25 protein-coding genes and 1 pseudogene are annotated in these 26,343 nt (G+C 71.7%); 6 read left to right on the top strand and 20 right to left on the bottom strand.

Annotation, left to right across the window (positions count from 1 at the left end; translation table 11 throughout):
- Nucleotides 1–63 precede the first annotated feature (63 nt).
- The 3 genes from moxG to MKK49_RS19350 form a co-directional block, all read right to left on the bottom strand.
- On the bottom strand, nucleotides 64–669 hold the full coding sequence (moxG, locus tag MKK49_RS19360) for a cytochrome c(L), periplasmic (protein ID WP_244031366.1): 606 nt from the start codon (nucleotides 667–669) through the stop codon (nucleotides 64–66).
- Between the two features lie 83 nt (nucleotides 670–752).
- Nucleotides 753–1,640, bottom strand: coding sequence for a methanol oxidation system protein MoxJ (gene moxJ / locus MKK49_RS19355; RefSeq protein ID WP_244031364.1), 888 nt, complete (start codon nucleotides 1,638–1,640; stop codon nucleotides 753–755).
- 161 nt (nucleotides 1,641–1,801) lie between these two features.
- Nucleotides 1,802–3,685, bottom strand: coding sequence for a methanol/ethanol family PQQ-dependent dehydrogenase (locus MKK49_RS19350; protein WP_244031362.1), 1,884 nt, complete (start codon nucleotides 3,683–3,685; stop codon nucleotides 1,802–1,804).
- Nucleotides 3,686–4,041: 356 nt separating this feature from the next.
- On the opposite strand from MKK49_RS19350, the gene MKK49_RS19345 reads away from it, so the two are divergent.
- Complete coding sequence (locus MKK49_RS19345) at nucleotides 4,042–4,929, top strand: trypsin-like peptidase domain-containing protein (protein WP_244031361.1); 888 nt, start codon at nucleotides 4,042–4,044, stop codon at nucleotides 4,927–4,929.
- A 13-nt stretch (nucleotides 4,930–4,942) separates the two neighbouring features.
- Here the strand turns inward: MKK49_RS19345 and MKK49_RS19340 are convergent, their stop codons facing one another.
- The 4 genes from MKK49_RS19340 to MKK49_RS19325 all read right to left on the bottom strand — a co-directional run bounded on the left by MKK49_RS19340 (nucleotide 4,943) and on the right by MKK49_RS19325 (nucleotide 8,423).
- Entirely contained in the window at nucleotides 4,943–5,875 is a 933-nt protein-coding gene (locus tag MKK49_RS19340) for a DMT family transporter (protein WP_409565107.1), read from the bottom strand.
- A 112-nt stretch (nucleotides 5,876–5,987) separates the two neighbouring features.
- Nucleotides 5,988–7,106 (bottom strand): bifunctional DNA-binding transcriptional regulator/O6-methylguanine-DNA methyltransferase Ada, encoded by a 1,119-nt coding sequence (ada, locus tag MKK49_RS19335; RefSeq protein WP_244031360.1) that lies wholly within the window; start codon nucleotides 7,104–7,106, stop codon nucleotides 5,988–5,990.
- Between the two features lie 5 nt (nucleotides 7,107–7,111).
- Nucleotides 7,112–8,041, bottom strand: a complete 930-nt coding sequence (locus MKK49_RS19330) for a DNA-3-methyladenine glycosylase family protein (protein ID WP_244031359.1) — start codon at nucleotides 8,039–8,041, stop codon at nucleotides 7,112–7,114.
- An 82-nt stretch (nucleotides 8,042–8,123) separates the two neighbouring features.
- Entirely contained in the window at nucleotides 8,124–8,423 is a 300-nt protein-coding gene (locus tag MKK49_RS19325) for a hypothetical protein (protein ID WP_244031358.1), read from the bottom strand.
- A 405-nt stretch (nucleotides 8,424–8,828) separates the two neighbouring features.
- Here MKK49_RS19325 and MKK49_RS19320 point away from each other — a divergent pair, with 405 nt between their 5' ends.
- Nucleotides 8,829–9,689, top strand: a complete 861-nt coding sequence (locus tag MKK49_RS19320) for an SGNH/GDSL hydrolase family protein (protein WP_244031357.1) — start codon at nucleotides 8,829–8,831, stop codon at nucleotides 9,687–9,689.
- A 56-nt stretch (nucleotides 9,690–9,745) separates the two neighbouring features.
- On the opposite strand, the gene MKK49_RS19315 is transcribed toward MKK49_RS19320, so the two are convergent.
- The 11 genes and pseudogenes from MKK49_RS19315 to MKK49_RS19265 form a co-directional block, all read right to left on the bottom strand.
- Nucleotides 9,746–10,549 (bottom strand): MBL fold metallo-hydrolase, encoded by an 804-nt coding sequence (locus MKK49_RS19315; protein ID WP_244031356.1) that lies wholly within the window; start codon nucleotides 10,547–10,549, stop codon nucleotides 9,746–9,748.
- A gap of 43 nt (nucleotides 10,550–10,592) precedes the next feature.
- A complete protein-coding gene (locus MKK49_RS19310; protein ID WP_244031354.1) occupies nucleotides 10,593–11,390 on the bottom strand; it encodes a TatD family hydrolase in 798 nt (265 codons plus the stop codon).
- 75 nt (nucleotides 11,391–11,465) lie between these two features.
- Entirely contained in the window at nucleotides 11,466–11,759 is a 294-nt protein-coding gene (locus tag MKK49_RS19305; RefSeq protein WP_244031352.1) for a BrnA antitoxin family protein, read from the bottom strand.
- Nucleotides 11,749–12,003, bottom strand: a pseudogene (locus MKK49_RS19300) (BrnT family toxin); the annotation flags it as partial. The gene MKK49_RS19305 and the pseudogene MKK49_RS19300, both read right to left, overlap by 11 nt.
- 89 nt (nucleotides 12,004–12,092) lie before the next feature.
- A complete protein-coding gene (gene metG, locus MKK49_RS19295; RefSeq protein WP_244031350.1) occupies nucleotides 12,093–13,661 on the bottom strand; it encodes a methionine--tRNA ligase in 1,569 nt (522 codons plus the stop codon).
- A 69-nt stretch (nucleotides 13,662–13,730) separates the two neighbouring features.
- Nucleotides 13,731–14,795 carry a DNA polymerase III subunit delta' gene (locus MKK49_RS19290; protein ID WP_244031425.1) on the bottom strand — a complete coding sequence of 355 codons (1,065 nt, stop codon included), beginning with the start codon at nucleotides 14,793–14,795 and terminating at the stop codon, nucleotides 13,731–13,733.
- Entirely contained in the window at nucleotides 14,785–15,459 is a 675-nt protein-coding gene (gene tmk / locus MKK49_RS19285; RefSeq protein ID WP_244031348.1) for a dTMP kinase, read from the bottom strand. The genes MKK49_RS19290 and tmk overlap by 11 nt, the downstream gene beginning before the upstream one ends.
- A gap of 10 nt (nucleotides 15,460–15,469) precedes the next feature.
- Entirely contained in the window at nucleotides 15,470–16,618 is a 1,149-nt protein-coding gene (locus MKK49_RS19280) for a D-alanyl-D-alanine carboxypeptidase family protein (RefSeq protein ID WP_244031423.1), read from the bottom strand.
- A 194-nt stretch (nucleotides 16,619–16,812) separates the two neighbouring features.
- The gene (locus tag MKK49_RS19275; RefSeq protein WP_244031346.1) at nucleotides 16,813–18,297 is read right to left on the bottom strand and encodes a septal ring lytic transglycosylase RlpA family protein; all 1,485 of its coding nucleotides are present in this window, start codon (nucleotides 18,295–18,297) and stop codon (nucleotides 16,813–16,815) included.
- Between the two features lie 388 nt (nucleotides 18,298–18,685).
- Nucleotides 18,686–18,991 carry a ribbon-helix-helix domain-containing protein gene (locus MKK49_RS19270; RefSeq protein WP_244031345.1) on the bottom strand — a complete coding sequence of 102 codons (306 nt, stop codon included), beginning with the start codon at nucleotides 18,989–18,991 and terminating at the stop codon, nucleotides 18,686–18,688.
- A complete protein-coding gene (locus MKK49_RS19265) occupies nucleotides 18,975–19,613 on the bottom strand; it encodes a ParA family protein (protein ID WP_244031344.1) in 639 nt (212 codons plus the stop codon). The genes MKK49_RS19270 and MKK49_RS19265 overlap by 17 nt, the downstream gene beginning before the upstream one ends.
- A 342-nt stretch (nucleotides 19,614–19,955) precedes the next feature.
- Between MKK49_RS19265 and MKK49_RS19260 the strand changes: the two genes are divergently transcribed.
- A complete protein-coding gene (locus tag MKK49_RS19260) occupies nucleotides 19,956–20,525 on the top strand; it encodes a PAS domain-containing protein (RefSeq protein WP_244031343.1) in 570 nt (189 codons plus the stop codon).
- A gap of 288 nt (nucleotides 20,526–20,813) precedes the next feature.
- A complete protein-coding gene (locus MKK49_RS19255; RefSeq protein WP_244031342.1) occupies nucleotides 20,814–21,212 on the top strand; it encodes a VOC family protein in 399 nt (132 codons plus the stop codon).
- Nucleotides 21,213–21,351: 139 nt separating this feature from the next.
- Here the strand turns inward: MKK49_RS19255 and MKK49_RS19250 are convergent, their stop codons facing one another.
- The gene (locus MKK49_RS19250) at nucleotides 21,352–22,590 is read right to left on the bottom strand and encodes a hypothetical protein (protein WP_244031341.1); all 1,239 of its coding nucleotides are present in this window, start codon (nucleotides 22,588–22,590) and stop codon (nucleotides 21,352–21,354) included.
- Between the two features lie 482 nt (nucleotides 22,591–23,072).
- Nucleotides 23,073–23,834 carry a precorrin-6A synthase (deacetylating) gene (gene cobF / locus MKK49_RS19245; RefSeq protein ID WP_244031421.1) on the bottom strand — a complete coding sequence of 254 codons (762 nt, stop codon included), beginning with the start codon at nucleotides 23,832–23,834 and terminating at the stop codon, nucleotides 23,073–23,075.
- A 91-nt stretch (nucleotides 23,835–23,925) separates the two neighbouring features.
- On the opposite strand from cobF, the gene MKK49_RS19240 reads away from it, so the two are divergent.
- Both MKK49_RS19240 and MKK49_RS19235 read left to right on the top strand, forming a co-directional pair.
- Nucleotides 23,926–24,363 carry a hypothetical protein gene (locus MKK49_RS19240; protein WP_244031340.1) on the top strand — a complete coding sequence of 146 codons (438 nt, stop codon included), beginning with the start codon at nucleotides 23,926–23,928 and terminating at the stop codon, nucleotides 24,361–24,363.
- An 82-nt stretch (nucleotides 24,364–24,445) separates the two neighbouring features.
- Nucleotides 24,446–26,131, top strand: a complete 1,686-nt coding sequence (locus MKK49_RS19235) for an efflux RND transporter periplasmic adaptor subunit (RefSeq protein ID WP_244031339.1) — start codon at nucleotides 24,446–24,448, stop codon at nucleotides 26,129–26,131.
- Nucleotides 26,132–26,343: the final 212 nt, after the last annotated feature.

Here is a 26,343-nt window from a genome sequence, read left to right as displayed (position 1 = left end):
CGGCGCGTGTGCCGCTCATCGTTCACCGCGCGGTTGGTTGCGCGGCGTGACTTCCCAGGAACGCTAGTTCTCCAGCGGCTTGCACTGGCCCTTGACGTCCGTGGGGAAGGTCTCGCCCTGCTTGTAGGGCGTGTAAGTCTTCTTCTGATCGGCGCTGAGCCAGACGGCATCCTTGGCCGGACCGGTATAGAGATGGCGGATCCAGGCGATGGTCTGCAGCATCTCGTCGGGGGTCAGGTTCTCGTTGTGCGGACCCATCATGCCGTTGGCGCCGCCGAAGATGGTGGCGAACAGGCCGGTATCCTCGGTGTTGGCCGGATAGGTCCAGTAATTGTCGTTGAGGCCGGGTCCGAGCTTGCCCTCGGCCAGATGCCCGTGACAGCCCGAGCACGAGGTCGCGAACAGGGACTCGCCGTTGCGCAGGCAGGACTTGTCGTCGATGTAGGTGTTCTTGCCGGTCTGGAAGAACTCCTTCACGGCCGGCGTGTCGCGACCGCCCTCCTTGCCCTGGGACACGTCGAGCTGCTCGCCCGTGACGGTGTTGCGGAACACGAACCCGCTCTGCGGGCCGGACGCCGGCTGCGCCAGGGCGGAGAGCCCGGCCGAGAACCCGGCGGTGACGAGGCCGAGGCCGACGAATCCGGCCAGAAGGCCTTTGAGATGACGCATGAAATTGCTCTGATGGGGTTCTCCGACCGTCCGGTCGGGTTCTGGGCGGGCCGCCCCTTCGAGCGGCCCGGGACTGGCGCGGATCAGTTCGAGGCGGTCGCGAGGGGCACCCCCTCCTGCTTCAGGATCGCCTCGATCTGGGGCTTGGCCTTGGCGATGCCGGCGTCGAGGGCGGCCTTCAGGGCGGTGTCGTCCCGGCGCACGCCCATGGACTGGTCGAAGCTCTGGGGCATCTTCTGGCCGTCGCTGCGCACGGTGTCGTCGGGCACGGGCGTGACCCGCAGGGGCGTGCTCGAATCCTTGACGTAGCGGGCGACATCGGGGCCGAAGGCCACGGCGACGTCGGCCTTGCCGCCGGCGACCTCGCTGATCATCCGGGCGGGGTCGATCTGGGTGTACTGATTGCGCGGCGCGCGAAAGTTCACCAGCGAGTAGAGGTAGGCCATGTCCTCCTCGTAGCGGCCGATATCCTTCAGCATCGCCTCGCCGGGGGTGCCGAAGCCCACCACCATGTGGTCGACGCTCTTCAGGCGCGGATCGGCCCAGGACTTGATGTCGAGGTCGCGGTCGGCGCGGGTGATGAAGACGTAGCCGCTGCGGTAGTAGGGCTTGGTCACGAGGACGCGGGGATCGTCGCTGTCGAGGCCGACCACCACGTCGCAGAGCTTCTTGTCGAGGCCGTCGCGGACGAGGTAGATCGCCGGCTTCTCCGACCAGACGAACTGGACCTTGCGGTCCATGGCCTCGGCCACGGCGCTCGCGATCCGGTTCTCGAGGCCCGACCCGTCCTTCAGGGAGAGGGGCGGCTGCACCGCCGCGCAGACGCGCAGGGTCTTGTCGTCGGCGGGCGCCGGGGCCTTCGCGTCCTCGGCGGCATGGGCGGAGGACAGCTGGGCGGAGGACAGGAACCCCAGCGCCAGGAGGGAGGTGGCCGAGAGCGCCGCGCGGCGACGTCCGGTGACGAGCGACATGGGGGAGATCCGTTGTTCGGTTGTTTTCTGGGCTGCGCTCGGGCGGGACATCTCGGGTTCGGACATGGCGTGTCCTCCCGCTGGCCTTCGCGCGCGAACTCTCGGGCGTCGGGGAACCCCGCCGGCCGGGGGCCAGCGAGGTTCCGTCGTAGTCGTGAGACTTACTTCTTGGCAGCCGTCTGGTACTCGCCGACGTTCGGATCGTCGTACGGACCCTTGCCGTTCAGGGAGAACACCATCACGCCGCCGCCCATCTGGGTGTAGTTGGCGAGCTTCTTGAAGGCGCCCACCGCGCCGAGGCCGGCGGTCGGGTCCTGCAGATCGAACACCAGGCCGACGCCCGGCCATCCGCCGACGCCGTAGTAGATGGCGACGAACTGATCACCCTTGTGGCTGTAGGTCATCGGGTAGCCGATGGCGCCCGACGGCAGCTTGAACTTCCACAGAAGGTCGCCGTTGTCGGAGTGACGGGCCTTGATGTAACCGTCCAGCGTTCCGTAGAAGACGAGGTCGCCGGCGGTGGCCATCGTTCCGCCCCACACGGCGAAACGCTCCATCTTGTCCCACTTATACTCGCCCGTGATGGCGTTGTAGGCCTTGATCTGGCCGAGACCCTCGTAGTTCTGACGGTCACCCTTCGGGCCGGGGTACATGTTCAACGTCGCACCGACGAAGAACTGGCCCGCACGGTACGGAAGCATGAAGGGCTCCCAGTCCATGCAGATGTGGTTGATGCCCATGTAGAAGAGCTTGCGCTCCGGATCGTAGGAATCGTGGCCCTGGTTGTGGTAGCCCATGGCCGACGGACAGACGTCCTTGGCGAGGTGGTCCATCCGGGTGCCGTACTCGGGATCGCGCACCGGCTGGCCGGTCTTCAGATCGACGGACTTGAAGACGTTGACGGTGTCGTCGATCTTGTTGGCCGAGACGAGCGAACCGTCGGTCCGGTCCAGCGTGTAGACGATGCCGTTGCGGTCCGGATGGGTGAGGAGCTTGCGATCCTTGCCGTCCTTGTCCTTCTGGTTCGACAGCATCATCACGTTGACGCCGGCGTAATCCCACTCGTCGTGCGGGGTCTTCTGGTAGCCGAACTTGGCCTCACCCGTATCGGCGTCGCGGCCGAAGATGGTCATCGTCCACTTGTTGTCGCCGGGACGCATGGTCTCGTTCCACGGCGCCGGGTTGCCGGTGCCGAAGTAGATCAGGTTGGTGCCGGGATCGTAGGCGTACCAGCCCCAGTTGGTGCCGCCGCCGATCTTCCAGGCGTCGCCCTCCCAGGTGGAGGTGCCGAGGCCCTTCTGGCCGTAATGGGCGTTCTTCACGTTGAAGTCGGGCCCGAGCAGCAGGTCCTTGTCGGGGCCCGTGGCGTAGGCGCGCCACACCTGGGCACCGGTCTTCACGTCGTAGGCGGTGAGGTAGCCGCGCACGCCGAGCTCGGCGCCGGACGAGCCGATGATCACCTTGTCCTTCACCACGTAGGGGGCGATGGTGAGCGTCGAGCCCATCTTGATGTCGGAATTCTCGACCTTCCACACCGTCTCGCCGGTCTCGGCGTTCAGCGCCGCGACGTTGCCGTCGAGCTGCGTCTTCAGGATGAGGGACGGCACCTTGCCGTCGCCCGGCCAGTAGGCGAGGCCGCGGTTCACGAGATCGCAGCAGGCGACCGCGCGGGCGGCGGGGTTCTGCTTGGGCTTGTCCTGCCACAGGATCAGGCCCGGATCGTCGAGGCCGAGGGCGAACGTGTTGTTCGGGAACGAGGTGTGGATGTACATCTTGCCGTCGACGACGAGGGGCGCGCCCTCGTGGCCGTTGAGCAGGCCGGTGGAGAACGTCCACGCCGGCTTCAGCTGCTTCACGTTGCTGGCGTTGATCTGCTTGAGCTTGCTGTAATTGTCCGAGTCGTAGTTCTTGCCCGGCATGATCCAGTTCTCGTCGCTCTTCGACAGCTCGACGAGCTTGTCGTTGGCGGCCGCGCTGGTGGCCATCCCGATGGGCGCCAGGGCCATCACGGCCAGCACCGACACGGAACTCAGGTACCTCATCATCGTGCGTCTCCTCAGCTGCCGCCCCGTCTCTCGACCCTGCGGTCGTGCGTGGCTGTTTCTCCCGCCGTTTCGGAACATCGGTGCCGCGCTCCTCAGAAGAACCGCCGCGCTCTTAAGCTTTTATCAGACTAACGTAGTCTTATAAGAAGCTTATTACTGTCCCTTCAGCCCTTATTTCTAGCCATCTTCCTGTCGCAAAGTCTCTAGACGATCCGACATTTATAGTCGGGAAACTTCGGCAAATAGAGCGTGAGAATCGCGCAGCGGCGACCCGACGCTTGACCGCCCCTAGGGGGCCGTCGCACCACTGTCGCAACGGCGCGGGCGAACGGGCCGGTCGAGGGGAGCGGGGACCGATGGCGCCAGGGGCTGGGCGGAGACGCGGAACCGCGCGCGGGGGCCTCGCGAGAGGGCTCGGCATCGCCCTCGCGGCCCTGCTCTGCGCCCCCGCACCGGCCCCGGCGCGGGATGGGCCGATCTCGAACGCCCCGGTCGCGAAGCACGCCCCGGTCGGGACTCTGGCCGCCCTCTATCCCCGGGACGGGCGCCGGGACCTGACGGGCGCGGACATCGACCGCTATCCGGGGGCGGGCGTGCTGTTCTGCCACGGGCCGGACGGCATTCCGCGCAAGGCCGCCGCCGCCTGGCTCGTCGGCGATCCGTCCGTGGTGGTGCTCAACGCCCACAACTTCCGCAACCGGCGCCTCGAGACCACGCGCGAGGTGGGCGACTGCTTCTTCCAGATCGGCGGGCGCAACTACGACTTCGTGCCGGGCAGCATCGAGCTCGGGGCGGTGCCGGCGTCGCAGGCGCTCCACATCACCGACGACTGGGCGATCCTGCGCCTCGTGCGGCCCGTGGAGGGCGCCCGGCCGCAGCCCCTGCCGGCCGCGCCCGAGCTGGGGGAGGGGCCGATGCGGCTGCCCGTCGTGATGGTGTCGCCCGGCGGGCACGAGAACTATCGCGGGCCGGCGAGCCTCGAGGCCTGCGCCATCCGCCAGGTCGATCCGCCGAGCGAGGGCGGCATCCGGCGCCTGCGCCACGATTGCAACGACGGCTTCGGCGGCTCGGGCTCGGGCCTGTTCGACGAGGCCGGCCGGCTCATCGCCATGCAGAGCGCGTCCCTCTCCATGAACGCCCGCAAGCCGTTCGACATCGAGTTCCATTACGGCTCGGCGCTGGCCTTCGAGGGCGCCCTGCTCGCCGCCCTGCGCAAGGCCGTGGCGGGGCCGGCGGGTCCCTGATCCGCCGGCGGCGTCAGCGCCGCCGGCCGAGGCGCTCGGCGATGGCGATGCCGCCGATGACGAGGCCGAGCGCCAGGGCGTCGTTCCAGCGGAACGGCTCGCCGAGGAAGAGGACGGCGAGGCCCGCCCCGAAGATCGGCACGAAATTGACGAACAGCCCCGCCCGGTTCGGGCCGATGAGCTCGACCCCGCGCATGAAGCCGAGCTGGGCCAGAAGACTCGGCCCCAGGGCCACGAACGCCACGATGAGCCACCCCTTCGGCGTCGGCCAGATCGTGTGGCCCAGCGCCCATTCGGCGGCGAGCGGCGGCAGGGAGGTGAGGAAGGCGGCGAGCGCCATGGCGGTGAAGAAGGTCAGGCCGGAGACCTTCGGCCGGGCGCCGAGCGCCACGGTGTAGCCGGCATAGAACAGGCAGGCGGCGAGCATCAGCACGTCGCCGAGATTGAAGCCGAAATGGGTGAGCACCCGCCAGTCGCCGTGGGTCGCCGCCACCACCGCCCCGGCCAGGGTCACGGCGACGCCGAGCGCCTGCGCGCCGCCCACGGCCACCCGGTGGACGCCGTAGTTGATCAGGATGACGAGGACGGGGATCGACCCCTGGAACAGGGCGATGTTGATGCCCGTGGTGAACAGGCCGGCGGCGTAGAACAGGCTCGCGTAGAGGGTGTAGCCGCACCCTCCCATGAGCAGCACGTAGGGCCAGTGGGCCCTGAGCCGGCCCCACTCGGCCCGCAGGCCGGCGCGGGCCGGGAGCGCCAGGACGAGGCAGGCGATGGCCCAGCGCAGGCAGGTGAGCACCTGCGGCGAGACCTCGCCCACCGCCCATTTGCCCGCCACTACGTTGCCGCCCCAGAGCAGCATGGTGCCGGCCAGGATCGGGTAGGCGGCCAGGGCCGCCGGCGGGCTCCCGGCGGGCCGGGCGGGGGAGGGCGGTGTCGCGCGCAACGGATCGGGGCTCTTCTTCGCGGGCCGGGGCCCCTCTTCCCCCGCCCGGGCCTCACAGACAAGCCTTCCAGACCAACCGCGCGGACAGGGGTGGCCCGTGCGGGACGCCCCGTCACGCCGGATCGGGTCCCTCGCCGTCCTCGGCCGCGCGGCTGCCCTCCCGGGCCAGCAGCGCGGCCTTGCGCGCGGCGCCCCAGCGGTAGCCCGAGAGCGCCCCGTCGGCGCGCACCACCCGGTGGCAGGGGATCGCCACCGCATGGGCGTTGGCGGCGCAGGCCAGCGCCACGGCCCGCACGGCGGCGGGCTGGCCGATGCACTTCGCGATGTCCGTGTAGGTCGCCGTCCGTCCCGCCGGGATCGTGCGCAGGGCCTCCCAGACCCGCTGCTGGAAGGCGGTGCCGCCGATGTCGAGGGGGAGGGCGAGGCCGCGCCGCGGCGCCGCCACGAAGGCCACGACCTCGGCCACGTGCGCCGCGAACCCGGCCTCGTCCCGCGTGATCGCGGCCCGGGGGAACCGCGCGTGGAGTTCCCGGACCGGCCCCTCGGGATCGTCGCCGAGCAGGATGGCGCAGAGCCCCCGTTCGGTGGCCGCCACCAGGACGAAGCCGAGGGTGCAGGCCGCCACGGAGAAGCGGATGGCGACGCCGGCCCCGCCCTTGCGAACGGCGCCGGGCGACATGCCGAGGCGCGGTCCGGCGGCGGCGTAGAACCGGCCCGCCGTGCCGTAGCCCGCCGCGTACGCGGCCTCCGTCACGGTCCCGGCCGTGGGAAGCGCCGCGGCGAGGCGCTCCGCCCGCACGGCTTCGGCATAGGCCTTGGGGGTCACGCCGGTGACGCTCCGAAACACCCGGTGGAAGTGGAACGGGCTCAAGGCCGCGGCGCGGGCCAGGGCCGCGAGGGCAGGGGGCTCCTCGGCCTCTCCGATCAGCCGGCAGGCCCGGGCAACCGCCTCGGCGTGACGCTGCGCCTGGGGCGGATCGTCGGGGCGACAGCGCAGGCACGGGCGGAAGCCCGCAGCCCGTGCCGCCGTGGGGGTCAGGTAAAAGCTCACGTTCGCCCGGCGCGGGGTGCGGGCGCCGCAGCCCGGCCGGCAATACACGCCCGTGGTGCGCACGGCGTAGACGAAGCGCCCGTCGGCCGCCGGATCGCGGGCGGCGACGGCGGCCCAGCACGCATCCGGATCGGAGGCGGGGGCGGCGGGGAGGGGGCAGGGGGAGAGGGGACTCGTCATGCCCCCTACCCTGGCGCCTTCGGGGCGGCCGCGCATCCCGGTTCTTGCGGCCGAATCCCGCCCCGGTCGGCCTCGCTCGTCCAGAGGTGGAGCACGGCGTAGGACCGCCACGGCCGCCACGCCCGCGACCGCGCCGCCAGGCCGGCGGGACTCGGGCGCCCGCCCCCATCGTCGAGGGCGCGCAGGAGGGCGAGGTCGCCCGCCGGCAGGGCATCGGGCGCGCGCAGGGCCCGGAGCGCGATGTACTGCGCCGTCCAGTCGCCGATCCCGCGCAGGCGGGTGAGGGCGGCGATGGCCGCCTCGGGTTCCCGGCCCGGCGCCAGCAGGCCGGGCGCCTCCGCCACGGCCGCCGACAGGGTCCGGATCGCCTCCCCCCGGGCGCAGGGCATGCCCAGCGCCGCCGCGATGTCGGCCTCCGCCAGGCGCTCCGGCGCCGGGAAGACGTGGCTCAGGCCCGGCGCGGACGCGTCCGCGGCCAAGGGCGTGCCGAAGGTGGCGACCAGCCGGCCGGCGAGGCGGGTCGCCGCCGCCACGGAGACCTGCTGGCCGAGGATGGCGCGCACGGCGAGCTCGAACCCGTCCCAGGCCCCGGGCACCCGCAGGCCCGGCCGGGCGGCCACGAGGCGCGCCAGATGCGGATCGCCCGCGAGGCCCGCCCGGATCGCCATGGGATCGGCGTCGCAGTCGAACATCGGCGCCAGGCGGGCGCGGATCGCCGGCACGGCCTCGGGGTCGGGATGGTGGATCGTCGCCACCAGGGCATCGTTCGGGCCGGGGCCGACGGCGACGTGGCCGTGCCGTCCGGAGAGGTCGATGGTCCGGCGATAGGCGAGCCGCGTGACGGCCTCGACCCCCGGGATCGCGCGGGCGGCGAGGTAGTCGCGCAGGGCCGGCCAATCGTAGGGCGGGGTGTAGGGCAGACGGATCGGCGTCACCGCGGGGCGGGGCCGACGGGCTTGTTGGCCGCCGCGAGGTATTCCGACAGGAGCTGGAGACCGAGGGGGCGATCCACCTCGGTCACAGGGCGACACCGGTCTGAATCGCGACGCGATCGATGGTGCGCGGTGTGTAGGCGGGCGGCCGCAGGATCACGTCGATGCGCTGCTCGCCGAGGCGGTCCTGCAGGTCCGCCCGGAACGCCAGCTCGTTCGACAGATGCGCCCGGTCGGGCCGGTCCGCCTCGACATGGAGATCGATATCACCGCCGCGCAAGGCGTCGTCCGTCCGCGATCCGAAGAGCCGTACGACGCATCCCTCGCCGAAATGGCGTCGGGCGCAGGATCGGATCGCTTCGACTTCGGCTCCGGTCAATCGCATGGCGGGCTCCTGCACACGACGGGCTCCTAGGGGAGGGTGCGGCGCGCAAAGCCGCGGCGCAAGGGGCCGCCGAGCCATTCCGACCGGTGGACGCGAGCCCCGAAGGCCCCTCCTAACCCCAGGCATACCATTCGCATAAGATATATTATGGAACGTACGATGGGAAAAATTCGGGGCAGGGGGGTTCGCATCGCATTCGGGCGATCGCGCAGAACCCCGGATTCACCCTATCCGTGTTCGAGGGACCCGGGGTTTCGGGCATAACCCCGACAATCGCGCCCCGCTGTGGCATAAGCGTCGCTCAAGGCCCTCGCCTTCGTCATAATCCGGGCTCAGTATACATGATACACGCTGGGTTCAGATCCAGGCGTCGAGTGTCCGGATACCTGTACCGAAGCGAACCTGATGCCGATCTCAGCGCGCCGCCCCCTCGTCCCGATTCTCGGTCTCGCCCTCCTGGCCCTCGGTGCTCCGGCCCGGTCCGAGCCGGTTCCGGTCCAAGTTCCGGTCCAGGCCGGAGCCGTCCATGCCGGACTGGACGCGCCCGCGGCGGTGCGGACGCCCGCGGCGGGGCGCCCCGCGCTCCACGCCCGGACCCTGGCGCGATTGCCGCGCCTCGCCGGACTCGTGGCCAAGGGCGCGGATATCCGCATCGTGGCGTTCGGCTCCTCCTCGACGGAGGGCATCGGCGCCACCTCCCTGGCCTCGACCTATCCGGCGCAGCTGCAGGAGGATCTCGAGGCGCGGCTGGACAGGTCCGGCTCGGCCCACCAGTTCGTTACCGTGCTCAACCGGGGCAAGGGCGGGGACGATGCCGAGGCCATGGCCCGGCGCCTCGAGCGCGACGTGCTCGCGGAGAAGCCCGACCTCGTGGTCTGGCAGACGGGCAGCAACGATCCGATGACCGGCGTCAGCGTCGAGCGCTTCGCCGAACTGACCCGGGCCGGCATCCTGGCGATCCGCGCCACGGGGGCGGACGTGATCCTCATGGACCAGCAATGGTGCAAGCGCCTGTCCGGCACCGCCGGATCGGAGCTCTACGGCACCGCCCTGCACGCCGTCGCCAGCGAACTCGGCGTCCCGGTGATCCGGCGCAACGCGATGATGCGGGCCTGGGTGGCCAAGGGCTTGCTCACGCCGACCCAGATGATCGGCCCCGACGGCCTCCACATGACCGACGCGGGCTACAACCACCTCGCCAAGGCGGCCATGACCCAGATCCTGGTCAGTGCCGGCCTGCCGGAAGAGGCCCCGGCCCGGAACTGACGAGGGGCCCCGGCCCGGAACCGATCCACCCTCCCCCGGCGTCGCGAGCCCGCCGGTCAGAGGTCCACCGTCACGCGCAATCCATCATACGCCGGCACCACGTGCGGCGGGAGCTTGCGCGCCAGGGTGGCGTAGTCGAGATCCGTGTGGAGGTTGGTCAGCACCGCGCGGCGCGGCCGCACCGTCTCGATGAGGGCGAGCGCGTCCGAGACCGAGTAGTGCGTCGGGTGCGGCGTCTCCCGCAGGGCGTCGATGATGAGCAGGTCGAGGCCGTGCAGCTGCGTCTCGGCCGCCGCCGGCATCAGGCTGACATCGGGCGCGTAGGCGGCCGGGCCGAACCGGAATCCCAGCGCCGCCTCGTTGCCGTGCTCCATGGCGAAGGGCAGGGCCGTCACCGCGCCGCCCGCGCCCGCCACCCGCACCGCCTCGCCCGGGCACAGATCGTTCATGTCGAGGATCGGCGGATACTCGCTGCCCGGCGGCGTCTCGAAGCAGTAGCCGAAGCGCCGCTCCAGGAGGGCCCGGGTGAGGGCGTCGGCGTAGACCGGGATGCGCCGGCGCATGTGGATGACGAGGGGCCGGACGTCGTCGATGCCGTGGGTGTGGTCGGCATGCGCGTGGGTGAACAGCACGCCGTCGAGGTGCCGCACGCCGGCGCCGATGAGCTGGTCGCGCAGGTCCGGCGAGGTGTCGACGAGGACGCTGGTGCGGCCGGCGGCCTCGCTGCGTTCCACGAGGAGCGAGCAGCGCCGCCGCCGGTTCTTCGCCTCGGCCGGATCGCAGGCGCCCCAGCCATAGGCGACCCGGGGCACGCCGCCGGACGAGCCGCAGCCGAGGATCGTCAACGTCAAGGAACCCATCGCCACCTCCGGCTCCGTTGGTATCGGAGGGGGCAGGGGCGTGTCACGTCCCCTCCCCGGCTCTCACCCCTGCCTTGTGGAACAGGCGGTGGAAGTTGGCCGTGGTCAGGGCGGCGAACGCGTCGAAGTCCATCTCGAAGGTCTTGGCCAGGGACCGCGCCGTGTCGGCGGTGTAGGCCGGCTCGTTGGTGCGGCCCCGGTGGGGTTCGGGCGCCAGGAACGGCGCGTCGGTCTCGACCAGCAGGCGGTCCCGGGGCACCGCCAGGGCGATGGCGCGCAGGTCGTGCGAGCGCCGGAAGGTGACGATGCCGGAGAACGAGACATAGAGCCCGAGTTCGACGCCGACCTCGGCCAGGCGCGCGCCCGACGAGAAGCAGTGCAGCACCGCCGTGAAGGCCCCCTGCCCCATCTCGTCCACGAGGATCGCCTCCATCTCGGCATCGGCGTCGCGCGAATGGATGACGAGGGGCAGGCCGGTCTCGCGAGCCGCCGCGATGTGGCGGCGGAAGACGCGCTCCTGCACGGCTTCGGGCGCGGCGTTGTCGTAGTGGAAGTCGAGGCCGGATTCGCCGATGCCGACGCAGCGCGGATGCCGGCTCAGCGCCACGATCGTCTCGGTCGGCACGTCGGGCTCGTCCCCGGCCCCGTCCGGATGGGTGCCGATGGTGTGCCAGATCTCGGGGTTCGCCTCTGACAGGGCCTCGTAGGTCTTCGCCTTGGCGACGCGCGTCGCGATGGTGACCATGCCGGTCACGCCCGCCGCCCGCGCGCGGGCGATGACGCCCGGCAGGTCCTCGGCGAAGTTCGGGAAATCGAGGTGGCAGTGACTGTCGACCAGCATTGTTGGCTCAAAGTTTCTTGATTGGGTCGGCGCGGATTCGGCGGAGCTGAAAATCTACGAGGACGGGCCGGTGCCTTAACCCGCATTCTCCTTGGCCCGAACGTAGCTCTTGAGAACGGCATTGATCCGCGACTGATAGCCTTTGCCGAGCCCCCGGAAATGCCGAAGCACCTCGGGGTCGAGGCGCAGGGTGATCTGCTCCTTGGTCTCGGCGGCCACGGACGGCAGCGCGTCCCAGAAGCCGGGTGGGATGACGCCGGCGTCCGGATCGGCGGCGGCGCGGCGTGCCGCGTCCTCGTCGCTCAACGCCTTGAAGGCTGCGCTGAGGGGGGTGGCCGGCGGCATCGCGTCGAGGCTGTCAAACCTCACGGTCCCGGGCTTGGATGTACGCTTCCCGTTCATGCCGCCCCGCCTTCCATGCCGAGATGATGCGAATGTCGTCGTCCCGCAGGGTGTAGATCACGCACAGTACCGTCCCGTCGTATTGGCCCAGGGTGACGAACCGCCGTTCACCGTAGGACCGACGGGTGTCCTCGCGGGTGACCCGAAATCCGCGAAAGATCTCAGCCGCCTGTCGGAAGCCGACGAGGTGCTTGGCCTGATTGGCTGCATCCTTGCCGGCATCTCACTGGAAACCCATCACCGCTCCGTCACTGCAAAATGTAGTGCCGAAACGGTTATCCGCCCAGCCCCCGCATCACCTCACCCCGCACCGGCCTCCGGCTCGACGAAGCGCGGGAACAGCCCGACGGGGGCGGGGAGCGGCGTGCCGGGGACGAGGCGGCCGCCCTCCCCCACATCGGCGAGGCGGCGGCGCTCCGCCGGCACGGCCAGCAGATCGAGGAGCTTTGCGCCCGAGCCCGGCATGAACGGCTGCACCAGGATGGCGATGGCCCGCAGGGTCTCGGCCACCACGTAGAGGGAGGCGGCCATGCGGGCCGGGTCGGTCTTGCGCAGGACCCAGGGCTTCTGGGCGTCGAAGTAGCGGTCGGAGGCCGTCACCACGGCCCAGATCTCGGCCAGCGCCGTGTGGGGCGCGAGCCGGTCCATGGCGTCGCGCACGGCCCCCGGCAGGGCGTCGGCCAGGGCCAGAAGCGCCCGGTCGTCCTCCGTGAGATCGCCGTGCTCGGGGACCAATCCCGAAAGATTCTTGGCGATCATCGAGAGCGAGCGCTGGGCGAGGTTGCCGAGGCCGTTGGAGAGGTCCGCCGTGGTGCGGGTGACGATGGCCTCGTGGCTGTAATTGCCGTCGCCGCCGAAGGGCACCTCGCGCAACACGAAGTGGCGCAGGGCGTCGACGCCGTAGGTACTGATCAGGTCCATCGGGTCGACGACGTTGCCCAGCGATTTGGACATCTTCTCGCCCTTGGACAGCAGGAAGCCGTGGCCGAAGACGCGCTTGGGCAGGGGCAGTCCGGCCGACATGAGGAAGGCCGGCCAGTACACCGCGTGGAAGCGGACGATGTCCTTGCCGATGACGTGCAGATCCATCGGCCAGAACTTTTTTCGCGCGTCCGCCTCGTCCGGGAAACCCGTGACGGTGAGGTAGTTCGTCAGCGCATCGACCCAGACATACATGACGTGGTCGGGATGCCCCGGCACCGGCACGCCCCAGTCGAAGTTGGTGCGGCTCACCGAAAAGTCCTTGAGGCCGGAGCGCACGAAGCTCGCCACCTCGTTGCGCCGCGTCTCCGGGCCGATGAAGTCGGGCTGGGAGTCGTAGAGGGCGAGCAGCCGGTCCCCATAGGCCGAGAGGCGGAAGAGAAAATTCTCCTCCTCCATCCAGGTCACGGGCGTGCCGGTCTCGCGCGAACGGCGCGCCCCGTCGGGGCCGAGCTCGGTCTCGTCCTCGGCATAGTAGGCCTCGTCGCGCACGGAGTACCAGCCGGTGTATTTCGAGAGGTAGATGTCGCCGTTGGCCTCCATCCGGCGCCAGAGTTCCTGGGCGGCGGCGTAGTGCACCGGCTCGGTGGTGCGGATGAAGCGGTCGTGCGAGCAGTTCAGGGCCTTGACCATGGTCTCGAACAGGCCGGCCATGCTGTCCGCGAGGGCCCGCGGCGACAGCCCGGCCTTGGCGGCGGCCTGCTGGATCTTGAGGCCGTGCTCGTCGGTGCCGGTGGAGAACAGCACCTCGTAGCCGTCGAGGCGCTTGAAGCGCGCGATGGCATCCGTGGCGATCGCCTCGTAGGCGTGGCCGATATGCGGCGCGCCGTTGGGGTAGGAGATCGCGGTGGTGATCCCGAAGGTCTTTTGGGAAGCCGGGTCGGTCACGTCGAAGGTTCCCCGGAGACAGGGTTCAAAAGGATCACAGGACGAAGAATCGTAAAAAATCCGTCCGGCTCAGGCCGCGGCGCGCAGGGCGCCGGCGAGGTCTCCGAACAGGGACAGGACCAGCGGCCGGCGGTCGAGATTGTAGATCGCGGCCTCCCGCGCAGCGCGGGCGATCTTGTCACACACCTCGACCAGGGCCGCAAGGCGGGCCGGGTCCTCGTGGGCGCGCCGGTCGAGCTCGGCCGAGACGAAGCGGAACACCGTGTCGAGACCCGTGGCGAACAGCTCGTCCGAGTCGCGCCCCGAGAGCTTCTCGGCGAGCGCCAGGATGCGGCGCCAGTCCGGGTGGTCGAGGCGGGCGAGCAGGGTCTCGACGTCCGTGACCAGATTGGCGGTCGCCGGATCGAGCATCGCCATCCCCTGCGCCACCGAGCCCTCGGACAGGGCGGCGGCGCGGGCGAGCGCGTCCGCGTCGGGCTGGACGAAGGGCGGGGGAAAGCCCGCCACCACGCGGGCGACCTCGGCCTCGGCGAGCGGCCGCAGGGTCAGCGCCCGGCAGCGCGAGCGGATGGTCGGCAGGAGCCGCCCCGGCGCGTGGCTGACGATGAGGAACAGGCAGCGGGGCGGCGGCTCCTCCACCATCTTCAGGAGGGCGTTGGCGCTGTTGGCGTTGAGGTCCTCGGCGCTGTCGACGATGCAGATGCGGTAGCCGGCCGCCCCCCCGGTGGAGCCGAAGAGCTCCAGGGCGCCCCGCGCCGCATCGACGGAGATCTTCGTCGCCAGGGTTTTCGCCGTCGGCGGCCGGGTCCGCCGCAGGGCCACGAGGTTGGGGTGGGACAGGGCCGCGACCTGCCGCGCCGCCGGATGCCCCGGATCGACGTCGAGGGTTTCGGGGATCGCGTCGAGGCCCGGGTTGGCGATGAGCCAGCGCGCCATGCGGTAGGCCAGCGTCGCCTTGCCGATGCCGCGCGGGCCGCCGATGAGCCAGGCGTGATGCAGGCGCCCGGAGGCGATGCCGCCGATGAGGGCGGCCTCGGCCTCCGCGTGGCCGACGAGGCCGGTCTGCTCGCGGGGGCGGGGGATGTGGGGCAGGTCGCCCGGCTCGACATCCTCGGGCAGGCGTTCAGGCCGCATCATGATCCGCCTCGCCGAGAAGGGTCGGCAACCGCGCGGCGACGATCGCCCGGATCTCCGCCTCCACGGCGTCCGGCGCGGCGCCCGCGTCGACGAGGGCGCAGCGCGCCGGCTCGGCCTCGGCGATGGCCCGGAACGCCGCGCGCAGGCGCGCGTGGAAATCGAGGGTCTCGGCCTCGAAGCGGTCGGGCGCCGCGTCCGAGCGCTTGGCGGCACGGGCGAGGCCGAGCGCCGGGTCGAGGTCGAGGATCAGGGTGAGGGTGGGCCGCGTCGGGCCGACGACGACGCGCTCCAGGCTGGTCAGGAGTTCGGGTTCGAGGCCGCCGGCGGCGCCCTGGTAGGCCCGGGTCGAATCGGCGAAGCGGTCGCACAAAACCGTCTCGCCCCGGGCGAGCGCCGGGCGGATCAGGGTATCGAGGTGGTCGATGCGCGCGGCGGAGAACAGCAAAGCCTCGGCGAAGGCGCCGTACGGTTTGGCGATGCCGGCGAGCAGGGCGGCGCGGATCGCCTCGGCCTTCGGCGACCCGCCGGGCTCGCGCGTCGTCACCACCGGGCGGCCGGTGCGGACGCGCAGGTGCGCGGCGAGGCGCTGGACCTGGGTGGATTTCCCCGCCCCCTCCCCGCCCTCGAAGGTGATGAACGCCCCGGCCGCGATCCCCGTCACGATTGGCCCGTCACGATTTGGCGCCGGCCTTGTCGAAGGCGCGGCGGAACAGGCCGGTGCCGACCTCCAGGGCCGCGTCGAGGGCGCGCTGCGGGATCGAGCCGGCCGGCACGGCGGTCCCGGCATAGAGCGGCTGGTCGAGGGCCTGGGTGTCGCCGCGCATGATCCGCAGGCGGCCCACGGCCCGGCCCTCCTCCACGGGCGCCACGAGGGGGCCGTCATAGACCGCCCTGGCGGTGATCTTGTCGCCGGTGCCGCGCGGCAGCAGCACCCGCACGGGCTTCTTCGCCACCAGGGGCACGCTCCCCTGCGCACCGCCGAAGACCGAGGCCTCGGCCACGGTCTCGCCCGCGGCGAAGACCTGGCGCGGCTCGAAGGCGCGGAACCCCCATTCCACGAGTTTTCGCGATTCGGCGGCCCGGTCGCGGGCGGTCTTCAGGCCGCTCACCACCATGATCAGGCGCTGGCCGTTCTGCACCGCCGAGCCGGTGAGGCCGTAGCCGGATTCCTCGAGGTAGCCGGTTTTCAGCCCGTCGGCGCCGATGTCCAGCGCCAGCAGCGGGTTGCGGTTCTGCTGCTTGATCTTGTTCCAGGTGAATTCGCGCTCGGCGAACATCTTGTAGAGGTCGGGATAGGTCTCGATGATGTGGAGTGCCAGCTTGGCGAGATCGCGCGCGGTCACCTTCTGGTCGGGCGCCGCGTAGCCGGTGGCGTTGCGGAAGGTCGAGCGCTGCAGGCCGATCTCCTTCGCCCGCGCGGTCATCATCCGCCCGAAATTCTCCTCCGAGCCGGCGATGCCCTCGCCGATGGCGATGGCCGCGTCGTTGCCCGACTGCACGATGAGCCCGCGCAGGAGGTCGGAGAGCTTGATCCGGCTGTTGAGCTGCGCGAACATCGACGAGCCGCCGCCCCCGGCCCCGCCCCGGCGCCACGCGTCCTCGGTGATCTGGAACTCCGAGTCCATGGTGAGCCGGCCCTGCCGGATCTCGTTGAACACGATCTCGGTGGTCATCAGCTTGGCCATGCTGGCCGGGGAGAAGAGCTCGTCGGCGCCCTTCTCGAACAGGACCGAGCCGGAATCGGCATCGATGAGGATCGCGTGGGGGGCCGCCGTCTGGAAGGTCTGGGCGCGGGCGCCCCAGGCGGAGGCGGCGAGCATCCCGCAGACCAGGGCCGTCCGGCTCGCGTGGAGAATCGTCGCGCGCATCACTCGCCTCACACCATGCGGTCGGGGATCACCGGTTCCCGCCACCGTACAAGCGTGACGATACAAGGTATTCGGGGGGAGATCGAACCAAAATCCACGCCCCGCCAGCGCATTTCGCACCGCACAAGGACGCAGCGATATCCCCGTCAGCGGGCCTCGGCCACCCGCGCGCGGGCAGGCCCGGGCTTGGCCGCGGCGACGGCGGCCTTGCCGGCGGCGCCCTTCCCCGCCGGAGCCGGTGCGGCCTTGGCGGCCAGCTTCACCGGCGGTGCCGGCACGGGCCCCCTGGAAGCGGCCAGGGCCATCACCGGCGCGATGCCCTTGGCGGGCATCGTCGGTTTGACGAACGCGACGGCGGCGGCGGGCGCGACGGCCTTGGCGGACCCCGACGCGACGGTCCTGGTGGGCGCGCCGGTCCTGGTCGGCGCGCCGGTCCTGGTGGGCGCGCCGGTCTTGGCCGGGATCGCGGCCTGACCCGAAGCGCCAGCGTGTCCGCCGGCCTTCGCTGGCGCCGCCGGGGCGGGCCAGGCGGCGGCAGTCCGCGTCAGGGGCTGCGGCACGGCCGCGACCCGGGTCCGCCCTCCCGCCGTCTGGATTCCCGCCTTTTGGCCTCCTTCGGCCCCGTGCGCCGCCAGCCGCACGGGCGGCGGCGTCAGGGCGAGGGGGGCCGGCGCGAGACGCACGGGCGCGGTGGCCACGGGCCGGAACGCGGTCTCGCGCAAGGCGGTGGGCTGGAGGGCGGCGGGCACGGCGACGCCGGCCGCACTCGCCAGGATGATGGGTGCCGCGCGCGCCGGCCGGGGCGCCTCGCGCGGGGCCTCGTTCGGAATCTCTCGCGACGTCTCTTGCGAAGCCTCCTGCACGGTTTCCTGCGGCGCTTCCTCGGCGGCCGAGCGGAACGCCAGGGCCGAGCGGCCCCTTGCCAGGGGCTCGTCGGGGCCGAGATCGGCCAGCATCACCGGCGACGGGCCCCGGATGGCGGCGGGCACGCCGTCCGTGCGCAGGGTCGCGAGCAGCTTGCGGTCGTCGCTGCCGGAGGTGGAGGCCTTGCCGACATACTCGACCCGCACGCGGGACGTGCCGCTGCGGTGGAATTCCAGGGCCTGGGCCACCTCCTCCGACACGTCCATGACGCGGTCGGCGTGGTACGGCCCGCGATCGTTCACCCGCACGATCATGGAACGGTGGTTGGTGAGGTTGGTGACGCGGGCGTAGCTCGGCAGGGGCAGGGTCGGGTGTGCGGCCGCGATGGAGTGGCGGTCGAACACCTCGCCGTTGGCGGTCATCCGGCCGTGGAAGGCGGCGCCGTACCACGAGGCCAGGCCCTCGCGGACGTAGCCCTTGGCGTCCTCGCGCGGCACGTAGGTGCGGCCCGCCACCACGTAGGGCTTGCCGGAGAAGCGCCGGCCGCCGCCCTTCGGGATCACGTCGCCCTCCTTGTAGAGGCGCGGGCTCGCCTTGACCCCGTATTTCGGATCGAGGGTGGAGCCGGAGGACCCGGCGAGCTTCTGCTGCGGATTCTGGGCGCAGTTGGCCGTGGCGAGCGCCACGGCGCAGGCGCCCAGCAGCCGCCACAGGGGCAGCCCGGCCGGCACACCGAACGACAGGCCGGCCTTCGTCGAACGCGTCATCCCGATGATCCGCCCCGCCGCCTCGTGACGCAACACACACCCGCGACCGAGGACGACGAGGTCCGCCGGGTGCCCGGGGCGACGCACACGAACGCGTCGTCCCGGGATGCCCAGGTTTGTCGCTTCGACGTAAACGAAGGCTGAATGCGGCGGCCGGGATTTTTCGGGAATGGGGCGTGGACCGGCCTTCGCGGCTCGTGCGCCGCATCCGCACCCGGACCGAAGCCCTTGCGGGATCAGGCGAAAGCCGGATCGATCGGGCCAGCCCGGTCGTCGGCCCGGGGCATCGGGCGGCCGCGGCGGGGGTCAGGTTGCGACGCGAGGTCGGGATCGCGCCGCAAGCTCTTCTCAATCCAGCGGTTTTCGCACTCGCGACGACCCGCCTGCCTCAGCGCGGGTCGGTCTCCGTCAGCTGCCGGATGGAGCGGGCGCCGCGCTGCCGGAACAGCAGGTCGAGGGCCTCCAGCATCAGGCCGTGCATCTTGGTCCGCTCGGCATGGGCGATGTCGCGCAGCTGATCGTAGACCGGCGGCTCGAGGTAGACCGACATCTGCCGCGCCCGCTCCTTGAGGGTGGCGGCGGGCCGGGGGCGGGGGGTGCCGACGTCGAGCGTGACGATCTCGGCGGTGGGCTGCGGGCGCCCCGACGAGGCCGCCACGATGGCGGCGAGGCTCGGTTTAGGCGGCTTTGACATGCTTGGAGACCTGCATCCGCTTCTCGATCCAGGTCCAGAGCCGGCGCACTTCGCCCGCCGCCTGCCCCTTCGGATTGAACTCGGTGACGCCCTGGCCGACGCCGATGGCGTCCTGGTGGTCCGTGCGGGCGACGATGTTGACGTCGGGCAGGATGCCCAGGACCGCGAGACCGTCGGCGGCGTCGCGGATGCGGTAGGAGCGCGGCGGGGTCTGGTTCAGGACGAAGGCGAACTTCTTCTCGAGGCGGTAGACGGCGGCCAGCGTCGGCTTGAAGGCGCGCAGGTCCGCCGGGGTCGGCCGGCACGGGATGATGCACAGGTCGGCCGCGCGGATGGCCGAGAGGGTCCCGGTGGAATCGACGCCCGGCGTATCGATGAAGACGTAGTCGTAGGAGGATTCGCGCAGCTGGGCCATGACCGCGTCGATCTGGGTCGCGTCGATCTGGGCGACCTCGGGGCCGTCCACGGTGCGGTGGTCGAGCCAGTCGGAGATCGTCGCCTGCCGGTCCATCTCCAGGATGCAGACGGAGAGGCCACGCTCCTGGGCGGCGACCGCCAGCGAGATGCACAGGGTGCTCTTGCCGCTGCCCCCCTTCTGCGTGACGAACGTGATGGCCTTCATCCTGACGCCCCTTTGCGGCTCTCGATTCGTCCCGGTCACGCAGGCCGGCGCCCGCGCCGGGGCCGTCCTGTGACGCAAGGATGACCTGATCCGGTCTCGCCGATCATGGTTAATCAATCGTTAAGCGTGCGCCTGGGGCCATGACGCGATCGTCAATCTGAGGTTGAGAGATTGCCATAAAAACGCAACCAACCCTCTTCTCGTCAGGCCGATTTCCCTCTAGCGTACGGGAATCGCATCCGGTGAGTCCTGCGATAAAACAAACCTCAGGTAAATCACACCGTCCGTCCGGCGACGGGCGCCACGGCACGGTCGCGGCCCGGTGTCCCCTCCAGGAGAATCATGTCTCGACCCCTGTTCGCGATGTCGGAGAGCGCGGAGGTGCAGGCCGCCCTGGTCGCGTCCGGGGTCGTCGGCCTGTGGACCTACGACATCTGGGCGGACCGGCTCGTGCTCTCGGGCACCCTGGGGGAGGTCCTGGGCCTCGAGCCGGGGCGCACCGCCTCCGGCGTGCCCCTGGGCAGCCTCCTCGACGGGACCCACGGCGAGGATCGCGAGCGGGTGGAGAACGTCGTCCATGCCGCCGTCGCCGGCGGAGCGCCGTTCGATGTCGCCTTCCGCACGGCGTCGGGCGAGCGCAGCCTGTCCCTGCGCGGGCGGATCGAGCGCGACGGGGCGGGCCAGCCCCGGCACGGGCGCGGCATCGCCCTCGACCTCACCCACGAGGGCGGCCTCGACCGGCCGGGCCAGCACGCGGTCAACCGCATGGCCGAGCACGCCATCGCCCTGCACGGCCTCGTCGGCCACCTGCACCACCCGTCCCTCGCCCGACTCCTCGACAGCCTGATGCGGGAGATCGGCCACGAACTCGCCCGCCACCTCCAGGGCAAGGCCGACGCGCGCCGACATTAGGGGGCGGCTATCCGACGCCCGGCACCTCGCCCTGGGGGCCGGTATCGATCCAAATAAGCCGTTCGGGCCGCCACGCGTGCACCTCCGAAGCAGACGAGCATGATCGTCCGAGCCCCCCGGACGGGCGTGATCGTTGACAGGTAACCGCGTGCTGCTTACCCCGACCATGGACGTGTAGAAGTCACAGCCCGGTCGGTAGTCCGGGTGGCTTAGCGCTCGTACATGGCGGCCGCCATAAGCGGTCGACTACCAGCGCGTCCTTTCCGATGAACAGGAGAGGTGTGTCCGATGAAGCTCAACCACATTAATCTCACAAGCATCGACGTCCCGGCTGACGTAGCGATGTTCGAGGTCTACTTCGGGCTGCACACGTCGGTGATGCGTGGGAAGGCACTTGCTGTCATGCACGACGACGACGGTATGCTGCTGGTCCTAAATGACTTCGCGAAAAAACGAGGCCCCTTCGCCTACCCCGAGGATAGTGACGTCCATCACATCGGTTTCATCCAAGACAGCCGGGAGCAGGTTGATGCGCTGAACGCGCGCCTGAAGATCGACGGTTGGGACGTGCCGGAGCCGCGCGATTACCACGGGGCTTGGACATTCTACTTCAAGGCCAAGGGGGGCTATTTCATTGAGGTCGCTACGCAGACCCAACTCCGGCGCGCAGAGCTCGCCATCGTCTGATAGGGCATCGCGGCTCGAACTCAACGACATGTAGCCCAAGGTCCGCTTCTGCCTCGTTGCCCGGTAGAAGCGGACCGTCTTCAAGCCACCCATCCCCGGTCGTTCCGCCCGGCCCCCAGCACCGGTCCCTCCCACGCGCTCACGGCAGGGCGGAGGCCTCGCGGACGGGGCGCCCGGCCCGCTGCATCAGGGCGCGCACCGCCGGGGCCGCCTCGGCCGGGGCTTTCGCCAGGGCGCGGGCGTAGGCGTGGATCTCGGTGGCGCAGGCGCGCGCCGGGACCCCGCTGTCGGGCAGGGGGGCGATCACCGCAACAATCCCCGCCCGCGCCACGAGGGCCGGCACCGCCGCCCCGTCGCCGAGCACCTCCCCGGCCTCGACGAGATCGGCCCCCGCGCCGATCCGCGCGCAGGCTTCGCGGTCCCCGTCGCGGGCCGCCAGCATGGCCCGCAGGAGGAGGCGCCCGGCGTCCAGGACCGTGGACGCGTCGGCCTGCGCGAGCCCGCGGGCGATCCCGGCGGCGGCGCGCCGGCGCAGGCCCGCGACGGATTCGGCCTCCGGCCGGCCGGTGCGGTAGGCCTCGGCGTACCAGGCGGCGAGGTCCGCGACGGCGCCCGGCGCCGAACCCAGGAGCGGCAGGGCGCGCAGGATGGCCGCCCGGGCGCCCGCCGGGCTCGGATCGTCGTCGAGGGTCGAATCGGGGAACCGCCCGGTGTCGACGGTCTCGGTGACGACGCGGGCGGAGAGAAGCCGGCCCGTGTCGGGCACCCACAGGTCGGCGGAGGCGGTGGCCAGGGCCTCGGTCACGAAGGCGGGGTCGAGGCCGGCGGCGAGGTAGGCCGTCCGCTCGGGCACGCCGTCGGCCTGCACGGCCTGCCCGAACAGGCCGGCCTCGTAGGGGGCGTGGAAGCCGAGGCGCCCGCCCTCGACGAGGAAGCGCCGGTGCCCGCGCACGAAGGCGAGGGTGCAGGCCGAGACGCAGTAATCGGGCACGTAGGTGGCGAGATTCCGCGCGGCGACGAGATCGCCGATGGCCTGCCCTTCCGCCACGAGGCCGCCCTCGCTGGTGAGGTGGAGGCGCTCCGCGTGGGGGTTGGCGTCGAGGATCGCGCGCAGGCGCTCCGCCGTCCCCTCCCCCAACTCGCCGGCGAGGCGGATGTCGCGGCCGTGGGGCCCGAGGCCGATGCGGGCCGGCCCGGCGGGCGTCTGGGTGCCGAGGCGCTCCTCCAGGCGCAGCGACAGGGCGGCGGCGGCCGCGCCCACGGCCGGCCGGTCGAGGCAGGCGAGGGCGGCGCCGAGCCCGAGGCAGGCGGCGCCCGCGCCGAGCACCCGTCCGAGGCGCGTCCCGCCCCATCCCGCCGTTCCCGCACGCACCGCCATGAGCCCAAGCCCTCCGGGCGCATCGAAGCGACGCGCCCGGCCGATGATCGCCCCTGGCGGGGCTCCGGCAAATCCCCCGCCGGGGCCCGAATCGGCCGCGCCGGGCGCTGCCACGGCCTGAAGAGACGGTTGCGCCTGCCGATGCCGGCGCGCGCGGATCGATCTCCCGCGCCGGGCGGACGGGTCGACGATTTCGTTCCGCGAAGGCGGTGAATATGTCGCAGATGCAAGGGGTTGAGGGGATCGCTCCGGGGCGGACGAACCCTCGGATCGTGGCTTTTCCGATGCCCGAATGCCGCGCGCGTCGAAGCAGGCCCGGGCTCTCCTCCCCCTTGCGGGGAGGAGTTGGAGGTGGGGGTGGCCGGACGACCCTGAAGGGTCGCGACGGGTTTGCCCGCGCGCGATTTCCATGGGCGGGAGCCTGGCGGAGCCACCCCCACCCCTGACCCCTCCCCGCAGGGGGGAGGGGAACGCGCGGTCGATCACCCCTCCCCGGGCGCACGCAGCAGGTACGTGTCCATGATCCAGCCGTGGCGGGCGCGGGCCTCCCGCCGGGTCCGCGCGATGGTGTCGGCGACGTCGCCGAGGCGGCCGGACAGGATGAGTTCGTCGGCGGTGCCGAGATAGGCGCCCCAGTAGATGGTCAGATCCGGGTCGAGGTGGTCGAAGCGGGGGTTCCCGTCGAGCATCACCACCGTGGTGTCGGCGCCGGGCGGCAGCCCGTCGGCCAGGAGCCGGCCGGTGGTGATGTGGATCGGCGCGCCGATGCGGTTGAGGGCGATGCGGTGGCTCGCCGCCAGGGCCTGGACGCTGCTGATCCCCGGGATCACGTCGTAGGCGAAGGGCACGCGCCCGCGCGCCACGATGCGCTCGATGATCCGCAGGGTGCTGTCGTAGAGGGACGGATCGCCCCAGACGAGGAAGGCGCCGCACTCGTCGGGCCGCAGCTCGCCCTCGATCATCGCCTCGTAGAGGACGGCGCGGGCGGCGTGCCAGGCCTCCACCGTCGCCCCGTAATCGGCGGGGTCGCGGTCGCGCTCGGGGTCCTGGGCCTCGACGAAGCGGTAGGGCCGCTCGGTGATGTAGCGGGCGCAGATCTCGCGCCGCACGGCGACGAGATCGGCCTTCTCGCGGCCCTTGTCGAGGACGAACACCACGTCGACGGTGTTGAGGGCGCGCACCGCCTGGACGGTGATGTGCTCGGGGTTGCCGGTCCCGATGCCGATGACACGGATGGTACGCAACATAGGATGTGCTCTCAGACCCGCCCCCTGGATTAGGCGAGAAAAACCCGTCTGTCGCGGGGGCGGCGCCCGTGCTATGTGGATTGCCAGCATGGCTCACGCACGCAACATGGTACTGTGGCTGGTGGCGGTGATCGTTCTGATCGCCGCTTTCGCCGTGCCGTCGGGCGCCGAGGCGCATGCGGGACACGCCCCTGCGGGCCCGGACCGGGCCGTCGCTTCCGTCACTCCCCTCCCCGCTTCCGTCGCGGCCAAGTCCATCGCGGCGACATCCGTCGCGGCCGTAACCACGTCCATCGCCACCGCCCCGGTGGTCCGGGCGAGCGCGGAGACGGGCCTCGCCCATCCCTGCGACGGGGCCTGCTGCCGGCCGGGCACATCCTGCTGCACCGGCACCGCCCTCGCGCCCGAGACCCATGCGGCCCTGCCCGCGCGGGGCCCCGAAGCGCGGGCCCATGCCCGCGCCCTCCCCGCCCGGACGGACGTCGTCCCGGAAGCGCTCCCCGAACCCCCCAGATCCTTCGCCTGACGCTGTCCCGCGTCCCGCGCGCCGTTGCCCCAGGGCCGGCGCCGGAACGCCGTTCCCTGCTCCGTCGGCGAAAGATGTCTTCATGCCCCTCGTTCCCGCGGCCGCCCTGCGCGCGCTCGCCCTCGCCTGTATGCTGCTCGCCCCCGGCCTCGCCTCGGCGCATGAGGGCCACGACCACGGCGCCGAGGCGCCCCCGGCGCCGGTGGCGGCGGCGCCCCGCGCCGAGGCCGTCTCCGAGCGGTTCGAACTCGTGGCCGTGGTCGCGGGCGACAGCCTCGTGCTCACCCTCGACCGCTTCGTCACCAACGCGCCGGTGCCGGGTGCCGGCATCGCCGTGTCCCTGGCCGGCCAGCCGCGCCGGAAGGCCGTCGAGACGGCGCCCGGCACCTACCGCCTCCCCCTCCCCTGGCCGGCGGGCCAGACCCATAGCGACCTCATGGTGGGGGTCAGCGAGGGCGGCCGAACCGACATCCTGACCCTCGACTTCGACCTGCCGGAAGCGCCCGCCGCCACGGCGAGCACCGGGGACGCGGCCCCGACGCTCGCCGAACGCTTCGCCCGCCAGAACCCCATGGCGACGGCCGCCGGCGGCTTCCTCCTCGGCCTCGCCGCCGTCGCGACCTTGCGCGGTCGCCGGACCGCCCCGGTCCTGGCCCTCCTCGTCCTCGCGACGACCCTTCTGCTCGGCGGCACCGCCTTCGCGCACGAAGGCCACGACGACGCCGGCAAGGCCGCCAACGTCACCCTTCCGGCGGCCCTCACGCCGGGCGCCCTGGAGCGAGCCCGGCGCCTGCCCGACGGCTCGGTGTTCGTGCCGAAAGCCCTGCAGCGCCTGCTGGCGCTCCGCACGGATCTCACCGCCACGGGCAGTGTCGCCCGCACCACGGAACTGCCCGGCCGGATCATCGCCGATCCGAACGCCAGCGGCGTGGTGCAATCCTCCGTCGGCGGCCGCCTCGCCCCGCCCGCCGGGGGCTTTCCCCGCCTCGGCACCCGGGTGCGGCGCGGCGACGTGCTGGCGACAGTGACGCCGCCGGTCCAGGCCGTCGACGTCTCCGACATGCGCCAGCGCCAGGGCGAGCTCGACCAGCAGATCGCCATCCTGGTCCGCCGGGTCACCCGGTTCGAGCGCCTGTCGACCACGGGCGCCGTGGCCCAGACCCAGCTCGACGACGCCCGCTCGGAGCTCGACGGCTTGCGAGACCGCCGCGCCGCCCTCGACGCCATCCGGCGCGAGCCCGAGGCCCTGGTCGCCCCCGTGGACGGCGTCATCGCGGAGACCGCGGCGGTGGCCGGGGCCATGGCGGCCCCCGGCACGGTGGTCTACCGCATCGTCGATCCGGCCAAGCTCTGGGTCGAGGCCCTGAGTTTCGCCGCCCTCGCCGACGGCAGCGCCGCCACGGCGCGGCTCGGCGACGGCACGAGCCTCGCGCTGTCCTATCGCGGCGCGGGTCTCGCCGACCGCAACCAGGCGGTGCCGGTCCAGTTCGCCGTCGTCGGCGACGCCGGCGCCCTGCGGCTCGGCCAGTTCGTGACCGTGCTCGCCCCCACGGGCGGCGAGCGCCAGGGCCTGCCCCTGCCGCGCGGCGGCCTCGTGCGCACGGAGGGCGGCCACCTCGTCTACGAGCACGTCAGCGCCGAGCGCTTCGTCGCCCACGCCGTGCGGGCCGACGCCCTCGACGCCGACCGGGTGCTGGTGGCCGACGGCCTCGCGCCCGGCCGCCGCATCGTCGTCCAGGGCGCCGAACTCCTGGACCAGATCCGCTAGCCCGACCGCGACGGTCGCGACGGGATGCGGTCCAGCGCGGGTCCCCTCTCCTGGAAGGAGAGGGACAGGGTGAGGTGTGGGACCTTTCCGGAGAGCCCACACACCTCACCCCAGCCCTCTCCTTTCAGGAGAGGGAGCCCGTCGAGACCAGCCTGCACCGGCGATCGAACGAAATTCCCCGATCGAACCCATGCCCCGGGAGGCGCTGAAAA

The sequence above is a fragment of the Methylobacterium sp. J-090 genome (assembly GCF_022829345.1).
GTDB lineage: Bacteria > Pseudomonadota > Alphaproteobacteria > Rhizobiales > Beijerinckiaceae > Methylobacterium.
Note: the sequence above shows the minus strand (reverse complement) of the source record. Positions and strands in the feature narration are given on the sequence as shown.

Coding starts and splice junctions, on each gene's coding strand:
- moxG (WP_244031366.1), bottom strand. CDS start 669: ATGCGTCATCTCAAAGGCCTTCTGGCCGGATTCGTCGGCCTCGGCCTC.
- moxJ (WP_244031364.1), bottom strand. CDS start 1,640: ATGTCGCTCGTCACCGGACGTCGCCGCGCGGCGCTCTCGGCCACCTCC.
- MKK49_RS19350 (WP_244031362.1), bottom strand. CDS start 3,685: ATGATGAGGTACCTGAGTTCCGTGTCGGTGCTGGCCGTGATGGCCCTG.
- MKK49_RS19345 (WP_244031361.1), top strand. CDS start 4,042: ATGGCGCCAGGGGCTGGGCGGAGACGCGGAACCGCGCGCGGGGGCCTC.
- ada (WP_244031360.1), bottom strand. CDS start 7,106: ATGACGAGTCCCCTCTCCCCCTGCCCCCTCCCCGCCGCCCCCGCCTCC.
- MKK49_RS19325 (WP_244031358.1), bottom strand. CDS start 8,423: ATGCGATTGACCGGAGCCGAAGTCGAAGCGATCCGATCCTGCGCCCGA.
- MKK49_RS19320 (WP_244031357.1), top strand. CDS start 8,829: ATGCCGATCTCAGCGCGCCGCCCCCTCGTCCCGATTCTCGGTCTCGCC.
- MKK49_RS19315 (WP_244031356.1), bottom strand. CDS start 10,549: ATGGGTTCCTTGACGTTGACGATCCTCGGCTGCGGCTCGTCCGGCGGC.
- MKK49_RS19310 (WP_244031354.1), bottom strand. CDS start 11,390: ATGCTGGTCGACAGTCACTGCCACCTCGATTTCCCGAACTTCGCCGAG.
- MKK49_RS19290 (WP_244031425.1), bottom strand. CDS start 14,795: ATGCGGCCTGAACGCCTGCCCGAGGATGTCGAGCCGGGCGACCTGCCC.
- MKK49_RS19280 (WP_244031423.1), bottom strand. CDS start 16,618: ATGCTCGCCGCCTCCGCCTGGGGCGCCCGCGCCCAGACCTTCCAGACG.
- MKK49_RS19275 (WP_244031346.1), bottom strand. CDS start 18,297: ATGACGCGTTCGACGAAGGCCGGCCTGTCGTTCGGTGTGCCGGCCGGG.
- MKK49_RS19270 (WP_244031345.1), bottom strand. CDS start 18,991: ATGTCAAAGCCGCCTAAACCGAGCCTCGCCGCCATCGTGGCGGCCTCG.
- MKK49_RS19265 (WP_244031344.1), bottom strand. CDS start 19,613: ATGAAGGCCATCACGTTCGTCACGCAGAAGGGGGGCAGCGGCAAGAGC.
- MKK49_RS19260 (WP_244031343.1), top strand. CDS start 19,956: ATGTCTCGACCCCTGTTCGCGATGTCGGAGAGCGCGGAGGTGCAGGCC.
- MKK49_RS19255 (WP_244031342.1), top strand. CDS start 20,814: ATGAAGCTCAACCACATTAATCTCACAAGCATCGACGTCCCGGCTGAC.
- MKK49_RS19250 (WP_244031341.1), bottom strand. CDS start 22,590: ATGGCGGTGCGTGCGGGAACGGCGGGATGGGGCGGGACGCGCCTCGGA.
- MKK49_RS19240 (WP_244031340.1), top strand. CDS start 23,926: ATGGCTCACGCACGCAACATGGTACTGTGGCTGGTGGCGGTGATCGTT.
- MKK49_RS19235 (WP_244031339.1), top strand. CDS start 24,446: ATGCCCCTCGTTCCCGCGGCCGCCCTGCGCGCGCTCGCCCTCGCCTGT.